Raw genomic sequence first — 13990 nt, 5'->3', positions numbered from 1 at the left:
TCGAGGATGCGAGGATAAGACGATTCCGCGCCTCGCCGACGCGGATCCGAGAAAGCCCTGAAAACGCCAGCCCGGCGCGTTCAGCCGAACGTCATGTGCTCGGTGCCGGCCGCGAGGTCGGTCGAGCGCGAGCGTTCGCTGTCGAGCTTGATCTGCAGGCGCAGGTCGTTGACGGAGTCGGCGTTGCGCAGCGCGTCCTCGTAGGTGATCAGGTTGGCCTCGTACATGTCGAACAGCGCCTGGTCGAAGGTCTGCATGCCCAGTTCGCGCGAGCGCTTCATCAGGTCCTTCAGGTCGCCCACCTTGCCCTGGAAGATCAGGTCGGCGACCAGTGGCGTGTTGAGCAGGATCTCGACCGCCGCGACGCGGCCCTTGCCCTCCTGGCGCGGCAGCAGGCGCTGCGAGATCAGCGCCTTCATGTTGAGCGACAGGTCCATCAGCAGCTGCGTGCGACGCTCTTCCGGGAAGAAGTTGATCATCCGGTCGAGCGCCTGGTTGGAGCTGTTGGCGTGCAGCGTGGCCATGCACAGGTGGCCCGTCTCGGCGAACGCGATGGCCAGGTCCATGGTCTCGCGGTCGCGGATCTCGCCCATCAGGATGACGTCGGGCGCCTGGCGCAGCGCGTTCTTCAGCGCCAGCTCCCAGCTGTCGGTGTCGATGCCGATCTCGCGCTGCGTGACGATGCAGTTCTTGTGCGGGTGCACGAACTCCACCGGGTCTTCCACCGTGATGATGTGGCCGAAGGTGTTCTCGTTGCGCCAGTCGAGCATCGCGGCCTGCGAGGTCGTCTTGCCGGAGCCGGTGGCGCCCACCATGATGATCAGGCCGCGCTTGGTCAGCGCGACGTCCTTGAGGATGCGCGGCAGGCCCAGGCTGTCGATGGTGGGAATGTCGGCCGGGATCGTCCGCAGCACGATGCCGACGTGGCTCTGCTGCAGGAACGCGCTGCAGCGGAAGCGGCCGATGCCCGCCGGCGAGATCGCGAAGTTGCACTCCTTGGTGCGTTCGAAATCGGAGGCCTGCTTGTCGTTCATGATGGCGCGCGCCAGCGCCATCGTGTGCGCGCCGGTGAGCGGCTGCGGCGACACCTTGGTGACCTTGCCGTCGACCTTGATCGCCGGCGGGAAGTCGGCCGTGAGGAACAGGTCGGAGCCGTTGCGCGTCACCATCAGGCGCAGCAGGTCATTGACGAACTTCGATGCTTGTTCTCTTTCCATGGCTTCGCAACCTCTTCGTGACTACACCCTCGATATTGCCAGCATCGGGCGGACGTGGGGGTGTTCAATGGCAACCACGGCGCGCGGCGGCGCCAAGCGTGCCGGAATTGGCGCTTACTCGCGCGTGAGCAGGGCCGACAGCCGCGCGCTGACCTGGCGCAACCGCAGCGACAGCCGGCGCGCGAGCCAGGCCAGCAGCGCGGCGGCCAAGCGCGGCTCGTGCTGCATCATGCGGTCGAGCGCGGCCGCGCCGAGCACGGCGAACTTGGCGGCCGTCAGCGTTGTGCAGGCCGAGAAGCGGGCGCCGGCATCGAGCAGCGACATCTCGCCCAGCACGTCGCCCGCACGCGATTCGCCCAGGCGCGCCTTCGCGCCCCACGGCTGCACGCGCTCGACGGCGACGGTGCCGTCCAGCACGATCAGCAGGAAGTCGCCCTGCTCGTCCTGCCCGATCACCTGGCGGCCGGCCTCCACCTGCACGTACTCGAGGTAGTTGCCGAACACCGACAGCGCCTCCGGCCCGAGCTGGGACAGCTGCGGATCCTGGCCGAACAGCTTGACCAGCGCGAGCGTGCCGAGCGCCGGGTCGTAGGGCTTGGTGTGCAGGTCGATGCTGCGCGTGTCCCAGCTCACCATCAGCTGCGTGTCCTGGTGACCCTCCTGGAACTGCGTGGCGAAATAGCTCGAGGAGCCGTCCTGCTGCGCAACGGCCAGCGGCGTGGGCTTGCGGCGAAACCGGGCGAAAAGGTTTTTCACGGGAAGCGCGTATGGCGAGGGGAATCAACCCGGGAAGTTTTCCGGGAATTTGGCCTTCTGGCGAGCTTCCGCAGGAGCGACGAGGTTGCGGCGCACGAGGTCGGCCAGGCACTGGTCGAGCGTCTGCATGCCCGAGGTCTGGCCGGTCTGGATCGCCGAATACATCTGCGCGATCTTGTTCTCGCGGATCAGGTTGCGGATGGCCGCCGTGCCGAGCATGACCTCGTGGGCCGCGACCCGGCCGTTGCCGTCCTTGGTCTTGCAAAGCGTCTGCGAGATGACGGCGATCAGCGATTCGGACAGCATCGCGCGCACCATGTCCTTCTCGGCCGCCGGGAACACGTCGACCACGCGGTCGATCGTCTTGGCGGCGCTGGACGTGTGCAGCGTGCCGAAGACCAGGTGGCCCGTCTCGGCGGCGGTCAGCGCGAGGCGGATGGTCTCCAGGTCGCGCATTTCGCCGACGAGGATGCAGTCCGGATCCTCGCGCAGCGCCGAACGCAGCGCGTTGGAGAAGCTGAGCGTCTGCGGGCCGACCTCGCGCTGGTTGACCAGGCACTTCTTGGATTCGTGCACGAACTCGATCGGATCCTCGATGGTCAGCACGTGGCCGTAGCTGTTGTCGTTGAGGTGGTCGATGATGGCGGCCAGCGTCGTCGATTTGCCCGAGCCCGTCGGCCCGGTGACCAGCACCAGGCCGCGCGGCTTCATCGCCAGGTCCGCGAAGACCTTGGGGCAGTTCAGCTGTTCGAGCGTGAGGATCTTGGACGGAATCGTCCGGAACACGGCGCCCGCGCCGCGGTTCTGGTTGAACGCGTTGACGCGAAAGCGCGCCAGCCCCTGGATCTCGAACGAGAAGTCGCACTCCAGCGTGTCCTCGTAGTGCTTGCGCTGGGTGTCGTTCATGATGTCGTACACCAGGCCGTGGACCTGCTTGTGCGACATCGGGTCGACGTTGATGCGGCGAACGTCGCCGTGCACGCGGATCATCGGAGGCAGGCCCGCGGAAAGGTGCAGGTCGGACGCCTTGTTCTTGACGGAAAACGCGAGCAGTTGGGTGATGTCCATGAGGTCCGTGGCCCCGCTTGGGGCTATGCTCCGGCCCGAATGGCCAGCATCGCAGAGAACATACTACAAGTCAGGGGGCGCATAGCGTCCGCTTGTCGGGCATTTGACCGCCTTCCGGCAACCGTTCACCTCCTGGCGGTGAGCAAGACGTGTCCAGGTGTTTCAGTGCGCGAGGCGTTCGACGCAGGCCAGCGCGATTTCGGCGAGAACTACGTGCAGGAGGCGCTGGCAAAGATCACCGAGCTGGCGGATCTGAGGGCCGACTCGGGCGACCCGATCCGCTGGCACCTGATAGGCCCGCTCCAGAGCAACAAGGCGCGCGAAGTGGCGGCGAACTTCGACTGGGTGCATTCCGTCGACCGGATGAAGCTGGCGCAGCGGCTGTCCGACCTGCGGCCGCCCGCGCTGGCGCCGCTGCAGGTCTGCCTGCAGGTCAACATCAGCGGCGAGGACAGCAAGAGCGGCGTCGCGCCCGAGGCGACGCTGGCGCTCGCGCGCGCGGTGGCGGCGTTGCCGAACCTCAATCTGCGCGGGCTGATGGCGATCCCCGAGCCGGCCGCCGACCTGGCGGCGCAGCGCGCGCCGCATCGGGCGCTGCGCAAGCTGCTGGAGGCACTGAACGCCGAGGGGCTGGAACTGGACACCCTGTCCATCGGCATGAGCGCCGACCTGGAGGCGGCGGTCGCCGAGGGGGCGACCTGGGTGCGGGTCGGGAGGGCGATCTTCGGATCACGGCCCGCGAAGTCGGCGCCGACTTCGTAGGCAGGCGCCAACGCCTGCCGGCGCGCACTTCAGCGGCGGCGCAGCAGCGCGAATTCCTGCAGCGCGGCAGGCTCGTCGATCGGGGCGAACACTTCCACCACCGACAGGCCGTCGCGCAGGTCCAGCGTCGAGTCGAGCCAGCCGTTGCAGGTCAGCTTCGGGTCGTATTCGGCGTCGGACAGCAAGTCGATCGCCTCCTGCGACGGCCACGTGCGCCGGTAGACCACCGCGTTGCTGTTCATCGCGGCGCGCACCATGGTGCGGGCGGCCTGGGAGCGCGCCCAGTCGTGGGCGGCGTGGTTGGCGTTGGCGATGTAGACGGCGGCGGCAGCGTTCATGGTTGGAAACCTCGGCAAGTTCGGTGTTTCGTTGGCCGGACGTCGCGTCCAACCGATGACTGAACTTTGCCGGTCGAGGTAACCAAACGCATCCCCCCGGTGGGGGGCCACCGATGGGTGTGCGCACCCGTGAACTAGTTCTCAGACCGGCAGCGCGGTCGTGTTCTTGAGTTCTTCCATGACCGCGTAGGTGCGCACGTCGCGCACGCCAGGCAGGCTCCAGGCGACGGCCGCCACCAGGTCGCGGTAGGCGCCCATGTGGGCCACGCGGGTCTTGAGCAGGTAGTCGAAGCCGCCGGCCACCTCGTGGCACTCGAGGATCTCCGGGCGCAGCTGCACCGCGGCCTTGAAGGCCTCGTTGACCGCGTTGCTCATGGCGGCCAGGCGCACCTCGGCGAACACCAGCAGCCCGGCCTGCAGCAGGTTCGGATTGAGGCGGGCGTTGAAGCCCAGGATCGTGCCGTCGCGCACCAGCCGCTTGACGCGCTCGTGCGTGCTCGCCGACGACAGCCCGACCGCCGCCGCCAGCTTCAGGTTGGTGATGCGGCCGTCCGACTGCAGGACGCGCAGCAGACGGAGGTCGACTTCGTCGAGCGAGGTCGACACCGCGGCATCGGCCGCGGCCGCCGTCTCCTCGCGCCCGCGCGGGCGCGACCGGGCGCGCGCGGGACGCTCGCGCCCGGCGCGGGCCTCGGCGGGCGCGGCCCGTTGCAGGTCGGGAGTGTCGGTCGACATGGGCTCAACGGTGCCGGAATGCACCGCGAGCCGTTCACTGATTTGCCGCCCCGCCGCCGAGAAATCTGCGGCAATGCGGCCGTCCGGGCCGGCTCAGATCGGCAGGGCGTTGGTCGTCTTGACCTCTTCCATCACCGTGTACGTGCGCGTCTCGCGCACGCCCGGCAGGCTCCAGATGACCGACGCGATCATCTCGCGATAGGCGGCCATGTCGGCCACGCGCGTCTTGATCAGGTAGTCGAAGCCGCCGGCCACCAGGTGGCACTCGAGGATCTCCGGCCGGGTCTGGACGGCGGCCTTGAACGTGTCCATGATGTCCGGGGCGGTGCGGTCGAGCAGCACCTCGATGAACACCATCATGCTGGCCCCGAGCTTGTTCGGGTTCAGCCGGGCCTCGTAGCCCAGGATGAAGTTCTCGCGTGTCAGGCGCTTCACGCGTTCGAGCACGGCGGTGGGCGACAGGTGCACCTCCTCGGCCAGTTTCAGGTTGCTGATGCGGCCATCCCGCTGCAGCACGCGCAGGATGCGTGCGTCGATCTTGTCGATGCCCTTGTCGTTGGACAGATTCGACACCGAAGACGGTTCGGGCTGGGTCTTGTTCATGCTGGACGAATCTCCGCGGTCTCTGACGAAATCCGAATTTATCTCTTGGATTCTCGCTCTAAGCTACCAAATTATCCAGTCAGGATTTCCACTGCCATGTCTCCATCCAGCCTCCCGTTTGTCGCGGCGCCGCAACAGGCCCGCCTGCCCTACCCGTATCGCCCGGAGGTGGACGTCGTCGAGGCGGCGCTGGCCACGCTGCAGGGCCAGCTCGATTGGGCGCAGGTGATCCGCGCGGGCCGCCCGTGGGTGGAGTCCGTGCGCGACAAGCCGGCGCCGTTCTGGGCTATGGAATCGCTGCTGCGCGAGTATCCGATCTCCAGCGCCGAGGGCCTCGCGCTGATGCGCCTGGCCGAGGCGCTGCTGCGCGTGCCGGACGTCGAGACCGCGATCGCGCTGACCGCCGACCAGCTGGGCCGCGCCGACTTCGACGCCGACTCCGTCGTCGACGGTCCGCACAAGATCCTGGCGGGCATCTCCGCCAACGCCATCTCGCTGTCGAAGAAGTTCCTGCCCGGCGCCGAGGGCGAGGGCGGCCTGCTGAAGCGCCTGGGCGCGAAGACGGTCGTCGCCGCCACGGTGCGCGCCATCCAGCTGCTGGGTCGCCAGTTCGTGCTGGGCCGAACGATCGCCGAGGCGATGGAAGAGGCGCAGGACCAGCGCAAGGACATGGAAAGCGCGCGCCGCGGTTCGGCCAACGCCGCCACCGGCCTGCGCTTCTCGTACGACATGCTGGGCGAGGGCGCGCGCACCGAGCACGACGCCGAGCGATACCTGGCCTCGTATGCCAACGCGATCGACGCGATCTCGCGCGGACAGGTCGCCGCCTCGCCCGAGACGGCCGACGGCATCTCGATCAAGCTGTCGGCGCTGTTCTCGCGCTACGAGGACGGCCAGCGCGATCGCGTCTTCGCCGAGCTGCTGCCGCGCGTGTGGTCGCTGATCGAGCAGGCCGCGCGTGCCAACCTGAACCTGACGATCGACGCCGAGGAAACCGACCGCCTCGAGCTGTCGCTGGACGTGCTGGACGCGCTCGCCGAGCGCATCGCCGATGCGTTCCCGAAGTGGACCGGCTTCGGCCTGGCCGTACAGGCCTACCAGACTCGCGCGCTGCAGGTCGTCGACGCCGTCGCCGCCATCGCACGCAAGCACAGGCTGCGCTTCATGGTGCGCCTGGTCAAGGGCGCGTATTGGGACGGCGAGATCAAGCGCGCGCAGGAAGGCGGCCTCACCGGCTATCCCGTGTTCACGCACAAGGAACACACCGACATCTCCTACCTGGCCTGCGCGCGCGCGCTCATCGCCCACGCCGACGTCATCTACCCGCAGTTCGCCACGCACAACGCCGGCACCATCGCCGCGATCCTGCAGATGGCGCGCGCGAAGAACGCCGCGTTCGAGATGCAGCGTCTGCACGGCATGGGCGAGGGCATCTACCGCGAGGTGATGAAGGATCCGACGGTCGCCTGCCGCGTGTATGCGCCCGTGGGCGAGCACCGCGACCTGCTCGCCTACCTCGTGCGCCGCCTGCTGGAGAACGGCGCCAACTCGAGCTTCGTGCACCAGCTGGCCGACAACGCCGTCGACGTCGAGCGCCTGCTCGCCTCGCCGATGACCACCGCGCGCCCGCCGGCATTCCCGATGCCTGCGTTCCTGTATCCGGTCGACCACGGCCTGCAGCGCCGCAACTCCACCGGCGCCGACCTGGCCGTGATCGCCGACCGCGCGCCGCTGGACGCCGCCGTCGCGGCCACCGTGGTGCCCGTGATCCGCGAGGCGACCACCGAGGAAGTCATCACGCAGATGGTCAGGCTCGACGACGGCTTCGCCGCGTGGAGCGAGCGCCCGGTGGCCGAGCGTGCCGCCATCATCCGCCGCGCCGGCGACATGCTCGACGCACGGCTGGCCGAGTTCTGCGGCCTGCTCGTGAAGGAGGCGCACAAGACGCTGGGCGACTGCGTGGCTGAGGTGCGCGAGGCGGTCGACTTCTGCCGCTACTACGCCGACCAGGCGCAGATCCGCCTGCAGGACCAGGTGCTGCCCGGCCCGACCGGCGAAAGCAACGAGCTGCGCATGACCGGCCGCGGCGTGTTCGTCTGCATCTCGCCGTGGAACTTCCCGCTCGCGATCTTCGCGGGCCAGGTCGTCGCCGCGCTGGTGGCCGGCAACACCGTCGCCGCCAAGCCGGCCGAACAGACGCCCGCGGTCGCCGCGCGCATGGTCGAACTGCTGTACGAAGCGGGCGTCCCGAAGGACGCGCTGGCGTTGCTGCACGGTCCGGGCGAGACGATCGGCGCGTCGCTGACGGCCAACCTGCACTGCTCGGGCGTGTGCTTCACTGGCTCCACGCAGGTCGCCAAGATCATCCAGCGCACGCTGGCGCACAAGGACGGCCCCATCGTGCCGTTCATCGCCGAGACCGGCGGCCTCAACGCGATGATCGTCGACTCGAGCGCGCTGCCCGAGCAGGTCGTCGACGCCGTCGTGCAGAGCGCGTTCCGCTCGGCCGGCCAGCGCTGCTCCGCGCTGCGCCTGCTGGTCGTGCACGGCTCGATCGCCGACGGCGTGATCGAGATGGTGCGGGGCGCGCTCGCCGAGTTGAACGTCGGCGATCCGGCGCGGCTGTCGACAGACGTCGGCCCGGTGATCGACGACGAGGCCCACGCCAACGTCTCGCGCAACGTGGCGCGCCTGAAGAAGGAGGCCAAGCTGCTGGGCGAGGCGAAGACGGCGTCGACGTTCCCGCGCCTGGTGCCGCCGGTCGCCTTCGAGCTCGGCGCCATCGCCGACCTGAAGGAAGAGATCTTCGGCCCGGTGCTGCACGTCGTGCGCTGGAACGGCGACGTCGACCAGGTGATGCACGACATCAACGAGCTGGGCTACGGCCTGACGCTGGGCATCCAGACGCGCATCGACAGCCGCGCGCAGCGTCTCGCGAAGCTGGCCAAGGTGGGCAACGTCTACATCAACCGCAACATCATCGGCGCGGTGGTGGGCGTGCAGCCGTTCGGTGGCGAAGGCCTGTCGGGCACCGGCCCGAAGGCGGGCGGCCCGAACTACCTGCTGCGCTTCTGCGCCGAGCAGACGCTGACCATCAACACCGCGGCCGCCGGCGGCAACGCGGCGCTGCTCGCGGGCGAGTCCGGCGGGCATTGAGGGAAGGCCCGGGTCGGGCCGCTCCGGCGCAGGCAACAGAATCGCCGCATCGGCAACGGTGCGGGGATTTTTCACATGAGCGACGAGACCTTCGACGGCGGCTGCGATTGCCGCGCCGTGCGCTACCGCCTGCACGCGCGGCCGATGTTCGTGCACTGCTGCCACTGCCGCTGGTGCCAGCGCGAGAGCGGCGCCGCATTCGCGCTCAACGCGCTGATCGAAGCCGACCGCGTCACGTTGCTGGCCGGCCCCGTCGATGTCGTCGGCACGCCGTCCCACAGCGGCGAAGGTCAGCGCATCGCGCGCTGCCCGAGCTGCCGGATCGCCGTCTGGAGCCAATACAGCAGCCCGCTGGTGAGCTTCGTGCGCGTGGGCACGCTCGACGAGCCCGACGCGTTCCCACCCGACATCCACATCTTCACGTCGACCAAGCAGCCGTGGATCCAGCTATCCGGCGACGTGCCGGCGGTGCCGGAGTACTACGCCAGCGCCGAGATGTGGCCCGCGGCGTCGCTGGCGCGCCGGCGGGCTCTTTTCGCAACGAAATGATGGTTGGCCGTCAGTTGGCGATCTTCAGCCAGTTGATGTTGTAGCCGCCCGCAAGCGCCTTCACCGCGATCTGCTGCTGGCCCGCGGGCAGCGTGACCTGGTGCGAGATCGTCGTCCAGTTCTGCCAGCCGCCGGTCTTGGGTACCGACACGCTGCCGTAGACCGGGCTGCCGCCGGCCTTCTCCAGCTGGATGACGCCGCCGCCGTTCAAGCTCGCGACGCGGTACGAGACCGTGTAGGTGCCGGCCACGGGGATGTTGACGTTCCAGACGATCCAGTCGTTGGCGTCGATCCAGCCGACGTCCTGGCCGCCCTCCGAGCACGGCTCGGTCTGGATGCCGCTCATCACGGCGTAGTTCTCGGCCTCGATCTGGATACTCACCGGCGTGCCCTTCTGGTAGACGCGCACGTAGTCGACGTACATCTTGGCCGGCAGCGCGGCGTCGTTGATCGTGAAGCCCGGCCAGTTGCCGCCGACGGCCATGTTCAGCAGCAGGAAGAACGGGTTCTGGAAGGCCTGCGTGTTGCCGACGCCGTTGGTGATCTGGATCTGGTTGTACTGGGTGCCGTCGACGAACCACTTGATGAAGTCCTGATCCCATTCGACGGCGTACACGTGGTAGTCCGTCGGCGTGGTGCCGATGTTGTTGCTGTAGTCGGCCTGCGAGCCGTTGGCCGCCTGCCAGTGCACGCTGCCGTAGACCGTGCCGCCGGTGTTGATCTGCTCCATGATGTCGGTCTCGCCCGACGCCGGCCAGCCCACGCTGGCGATGTTGTTGCCCAGCATCCACCAGCCCGGCCACGTGCCCTGCACGGCCGGCAGCTTGATGCGCGCCTCCATGCGGCCGTACTTCCAGCTGCGCGTGCCCTGCGTCTTCATGCGCGCCGAGGTGTAGTGATAGCCGCCGAAGTCCTCCTTCTTGGCCGTGATCACGAGGTTGCCGTTCTCGACGGTCGCGTTCTCCTTGCGGTAGTACTCGAGCTCGTTGTTGCCCCAGCCGCCGCCCCCGGTCTCGAAGACCCAGTCCGGGCTGATGGAGCCGTTGAACTCGTCCGACCAGACGAGTTGCCAGGACTGCGCCTGGGCCGCGTGGCCGAGCAGCGCCGCGGCCGACGTCACGAGAAGGGTACGGAGTCTCATCATGCTTGCCTCATGCGTTGGGTTGTGGTGACCGATGCGGCAGAGCAATGGAACCGGTTCCGTTCGCCGCCGGCCGATGCTAGTGAAAGCGTTTTCAGAACGCATCCCCAGAACCGGGTACGGCAGGCGGTATGCAACTTCCTGCAACCAATTTGCACGGGATTTCCGGCGCCGGCGCCCGACGGGCGCGGTGGCGGCGGCGAATAGTTCGGCGTGCGCGCGCGATGCTGCGGCGCACCGCGCGGACTGCCTGCGCGGCCGTCAGGCCAGCCGGGACGCCTCCGCCTTGCCCAGCAGCCACTGCAGTCCGGCCAGATGCTGCTGGTCGTGGCTGCAGAGATAGTGGATCAGGCTGCGCAGCGTCAGCGGGCCGTAGCCCTCGAAGACGGCGGTGCGCGCCAGTTGCTCTTCGGACAGGCCGGAGATCATCTCCAGCGTCCGCGCCCGCGCCGCGCGGAACGCGGCGAGCACGCGCGCGGGCTCGTCACGCGCGTAGGCGCGCTCGCGCACGAGGGCCTCGGTGTCGATGGAGGCCAGCGTCGGATGCGTCTCGGCGAGCGTGCGGCGGATGCGCAGCTGGTAGCCGTCGATCTCGATGTCGCGCACGTGGCACAGCTGCTCGAGCGCCGTCAGCGGCTCGCTGGGCACGCCGTCCCACGAGGGCGGCGCCCAGCGCGTGAACTCCGGCGCGAAGGCGGCGAAGTGGGACTCGAGCTGGTCGGGGAAATCGGCGAGGGCGCGCAGCGTGATGTCGTTCATGACGCCATCTTGCCGCACCCGTGAAGTCACTGCGACACGCGGGCCCTGGCCGCGAGCGGGGCGAATTCCTGCTTGCCCATCGCGGGGGCCTGCCGGACGCGAGCACTCGCCCTCCGCTTCGTTCGAAGGCTCGCGCATCCCTACTTCAACGGACGCGCGATCGTCCGCCGCGTCGTAGTCTTGCCGACTTCAGGTCAGGGAGCCGCGCATGTTCAATTCGGAAACCCTCGAAGTCGCCATCGGCATGGTGTTCCTGTTCCTGCTGATGTCACTGGTGTGCACGGCCATCAAGGAATGGATCGAAGGGCTGCTGAAATGGCGCGCGATGGATCTGGAGCGGGCGATGCGCACCCTGCTCGACGACGACACCGGCGAGACCTCGAGGCTGCTCTACCACCACCCGATCATCTTCTCGCTCTTCCAGGGCGTGTACCAGGTCGACAAGCTTCGCAAGAGCGGCTTCAACATGTGGTCGGGCGCGGACAAGCACATGCCGCTGAGCGCGCGCCGCAACCTGCCGTCGTACATCCCAACCGGCCACTTCGCGACGGCATTGATCGACCAGATCGCGCGCCGTCCGCCGCCGAAGAACACGCCTACGGCTGCCGCGCCCGAAGCCGGGAAGCCCGGCAAGCTCGCGAAGCTGGACATCGACCTCCTGCGCCAGGGCGCGCTGGGCTATTCCGCGCACCTGCGCGACATCATCCTGTCCGCCATCGACTATGCCGATGGCGACCTCGCGCGCGTGCGCAAGGCCATCGAGCAGTGGTTCGACGGCGCGATGGATCGTGCCTCGGGCTGGTACAAGCGCCGGACGCAGGCCCTGCTGTTCATCATCGGGGTCGTGGCCGCCGTCGTCCTCAACGTCGACTCGCTGCACATCCTGCATCGCCTGACGACGGACAAGACATTGCGCGAAAGCGTCGTGCACCGCTCCGAGGCGGCCAGGGCTCCGGCACCCGCGGTGGCCGCGTCCGCCGCCGTGCCGACCATCGACCTGACCGCGCTCAAGGAGACGCGCGCCGAACTCGAGGCGGTGGCGCTGCCGATCGGCTGGGAGCACGACGACCGGGATGCCTGGTACTCCGTCGCGCCGACCCAGTTCTGCGCCGCCTCCACGGTGGACAACGACCAGGTCACGCGCCGGTGCGATGCGGGCCACAGCCCGTTCTATTCCTGGCTGCGCATCGGCTTGGGCTGGCTCGTCACGGCGATGGCGATCATGCTCGGCGCGCCGTTCTGGTTCGACGTCCTGAACAAGATCATGATCATCCGCTCCACCGTGAAGCCGCACGAGAAGAGCCCGGAGGAGCCGTCGCAGGACGGTGGCACGCCGCCGGCATCGGCGCCATCGCCGGCGCCGCAACCCGACGCAGCCGCGACCTAGCCGCCTCCTGGGGCGATGGCCCGCGCCGCGTCATGAAAAAAGGGCCCCGAAGGGCCCTCTCGATGATCGCGCCACCGCGATGCTTCAGGGGTACAGGCCGCGCTCTTCGCGTGCGATCAGGATGCGTTCGCAGGCGACGGCGAAGGTCGCGGTGCGCAGCGTGATCTTGTGGCGGTCGGCCGTGTCCCAGATCTTCTTGAGCGCGTCGACCATGATCTTGTCCAGGCGCACGTTGATCTCGTCCTCGCTCCAGAAGAAGCTGGAGAAATCCTGCACCCATTCGAAGTACGACACCGTCACGCCGCCGGCGTTGCAGATGACGTCCGGCACCACGAGGATGTTGCGCTCGAACAGCATGTCGTCGGCCTTGGGCACCGTCGGGCCGTTGGCGCCTTCGAGCACCATCTTGGCCTTGATGCGGCGGGCGCGCTCCTCGGTGATCTGGCCTTCGAGGGCGGCCGGGATCAGGATGTCGCAGTCGACGTCCCAGAACTCCTCGGCCTTGATGACGTCGGCGCCCTTGAAGCCGGCGACGCCGCCCGTGTTGTTCACGTGCGGGATCAGTTCGGCGAGGTCGAAGCCGTTGGCGTTGAAGATGGTGCCGGTGTGGTCCTGCGCCGCGACGATCTTCGAGCCGGCCTGGCCGAACAGTTCGGCGGCAGAGCCACCGACGTTGCCGAAGCCCTGCACCGCGACGCGGGCGCCGTTCAGGTCCATGCCGATGCGGCGGGCCGCTTCCCTGCCGGTGACGAACACGCCCCGGCCGGTGGCCTTGATGCGGCCGGCCGAGCCGCCGAGGTGCAGCGGCTTGCCGGTGACGACGCCGGTGGACGTCGAGCCGGTGTTCATCGAGTACGTGTCCATCATCCAGGCCATGATCTGGCCGTTGGTGTTCACGTCCGGCGCCGGGATGTCCTTCTGCGGGCCGATGATCAGGCCGATCTCGCTGGTGTAGCGGCGCGTCATGCGCTCGAGTTCCTTGGTCGACAGCAGCTTGGGGTCGACGCGGATGCCGCCCTTGGCGCCGCCGAACGGCAGGTTCACGGCCGCGCACTTGACCGTCATCCACGCCGACAGCGCCATCACTTCTTCCAGCGTGACGTCCGGGTGGTAGCGCACGCCGCCCTTGCCCGGGCCGCGCGACAGGTTGTGCTGCACGCGAAAGCCTTCGAAGTGAGCGACGGTGCCGTTGTCCAGCTCGATGGGCACGTCGACGATCAGCGCGCGCTTCGGGCGCTTGAGGGTCTCGACCCAGCGGGCCTGCGCGCCGAGGTAGGGCACCACGCGGTCGACCTGCGACAGGTACGTGCCCCAGGGGCTGTCACCGGTCGGTGAAACGTACGACAGATTGCTCATGACGGAATTCCTTGTGTCTGTTTGAGATTCGCGACTCGCCCGGCCTCGTGAGCGGGGCGACGCAAGTTCCGTGGGCGCGACGGTCTCGATCGGAGACGGGCCCGCGCCGGGAGTGGCCGCACTGTAGGCCGGACCGCGCCGAATTAGTCACCGAGCCCCATGC

Annotated in this window: 13 protein-coding genes; 4 read left to right on the top strand and 9 right to left on the bottom strand. The window is 68.3% G+C overall.

From position 1 onward, the window contains the following. Window positions 1-80: 80 nt before the first annotated feature. The 3 genes from LPC04_RS17865 to LPC04_RS17855 form a co-directional block, all read right to left on the bottom strand. A complete protein-coding gene (locus tag LPC04_RS17865; protein WP_275683619.1) occupies window positions 81-1217 on the bottom strand; it encodes a PilT/PilU family type 4a pilus ATPase in 1137 nt (378 codons plus the stop codon). Between the two features lie 114 nt (window positions 1218-1331). Further along, on the bottom strand, window positions 1332-1973 hold the full coding sequence (locus LPC04_RS17860; protein ID WP_275683618.1) for a cyclic nucleotide-binding domain-containing protein: 642 nt from the start codon (window positions 1971-1973) through the stop codon (window positions 1332-1334). A 24-nt stretch (window positions 1974-1997) separates the two neighbouring features. Beyond that, window positions 1998-3041: a type IV pilus twitching motility protein PilT gene (locus LPC04_RS17855; protein WP_275683617.1), complete on the bottom strand. Its 1044-nt coding sequence runs from the start codon at window positions 3039-3041 to the stop codon at window positions 1998-2000. Window positions 3042-3080: 39 nt separating this feature from the next. Here LPC04_RS17855 and LPC04_RS17850 point away from each other — a divergent pair, with 39 nt between their 5' ends. Beyond that, on the top strand, window positions 3081-3803 hold the full coding sequence (locus LPC04_RS17850) for a YggS family pyridoxal phosphate-dependent enzyme (protein ID WP_275683616.1): 723 nt from the start codon (window positions 3081-3083) through the stop codon (window positions 3801-3803). Between the two features lie 29 nt (window positions 3804-3832). Here the strand turns inward: LPC04_RS17850 and LPC04_RS17845 are convergent, their stop codons facing one another. The 3 genes from LPC04_RS17845 to LPC04_RS17835 all read right to left on the bottom strand — a co-directional run bounded on the left by LPC04_RS17845 (window position 3833) and on the right by LPC04_RS17835 (window position 5479). After that, the gene (locus LPC04_RS17845) at window positions 3833-4141 is read right to left on the bottom strand and encodes a hypothetical protein (protein WP_275683615.1); all 309 of its coding nucleotides are present in this window, start codon (window positions 4139-4141) and stop codon (window positions 3833-3835) included. Window positions 4142-4282: 141 nt separating this feature from the next. Next, window positions 4283-4876 carry an Lrp/AsnC ligand binding domain-containing protein gene (locus LPC04_RS17840; protein WP_420854739.1) on the bottom strand — a complete coding sequence of 198 codons (594 nt, stop codon included), beginning with the start codon at window positions 4874-4876 and terminating at the stop codon, window positions 4283-4285. 93 nt (window positions 4877-4969) lie between these two features. Continuing rightward, window positions 4970-5479: an Lrp/AsnC ligand binding domain-containing protein gene (locus LPC04_RS17835; protein ID WP_275683614.1), complete on the bottom strand. Its 510-nt coding sequence runs from the start codon at window positions 5477-5479 to the stop codon at window positions 4970-4972. A 96-nt stretch (window positions 5480-5575) separates the two neighbouring features. On the opposite strand from LPC04_RS17835, the gene LPC04_RS17830 reads away from it, so the two are divergent. Next, window positions 5576-8635, top strand: coding sequence for an L-glutamate gamma-semialdehyde dehydrogenase (locus LPC04_RS17830; RefSeq protein WP_275683613.1), 3060 nt, complete (start codon window positions 5576-5578; stop codon window positions 8633-8635). Window positions 8636-8710: 75 nt separating this feature from the next. Further along, the gene (locus tag LPC04_RS17825) at window positions 8711-9184 is read left to right on the top strand and encodes a GFA family protein (protein ID WP_275683612.1); all 474 of its coding nucleotides are present in this window, start codon (window positions 8711-8713) and stop codon (window positions 9182-9184) included. A gap of 10 nt (window positions 9185-9194) precedes the next feature. On the opposite strand, the gene LPC04_RS17820 is transcribed toward LPC04_RS17825, so the two are convergent. Together LPC04_RS17820 and LPC04_RS17815 are read right to left on the bottom strand one after the other, a co-directional pair. Next, window positions 9195-10328, bottom strand: a complete 1134-nt coding sequence (locus tag LPC04_RS17820) for a carbohydrate-binding protein (RefSeq protein WP_275683611.1) — start codon at window positions 10326-10328, stop codon at window positions 9195-9197. 258 nt (window positions 10329-10586) lie between these two features. Continuing rightward, on the bottom strand, window positions 10587-11084 hold the full coding sequence (locus LPC04_RS17815) for a DinB family protein (RefSeq protein ID WP_275683610.1): 498 nt from the start codon (window positions 11082-11084) through the stop codon (window positions 10587-10589). Between the two features lie 208 nt (window positions 11085-11292). Here LPC04_RS17815 and LPC04_RS17810 point away from each other — a divergent pair, with 208 nt between their 5' ends. Further along, window positions 11293-12471 carry a hypothetical protein gene (locus LPC04_RS17810; RefSeq protein WP_275683609.1) on the top strand — a complete coding sequence of 393 codons (1179 nt, stop codon included), beginning with the start codon at window positions 11293-11295 and terminating at the stop codon, window positions 12469-12471. A gap of 84 nt (window positions 12472-12555) precedes the next feature. Here the strand turns inward: LPC04_RS17810 and LPC04_RS17805 are convergent, their stop codons facing one another. Then, window positions 12556-13827, bottom strand: a complete 1272-nt coding sequence (locus tag LPC04_RS17805) for a Glu/Leu/Phe/Val family dehydrogenase (RefSeq protein ID WP_275683608.1) — start codon at window positions 13825-13827, stop codon at window positions 12556-12558. Window positions 13828-13990: the final 163 nt, after the last annotated feature.

The sequence above is a fragment of the Scleromatobacter humisilvae genome, assembly GCF_023231945.1.
Lineage (GTDB): Bacteria > Pseudomonadota > Gammaproteobacteria > Burkholderiales > Burkholderiaceae_C > Scleromatobacter > Scleromatobacter humisilvae.
This window is presented reverse-complemented; position numbering and strand designations above follow the sequence as displayed.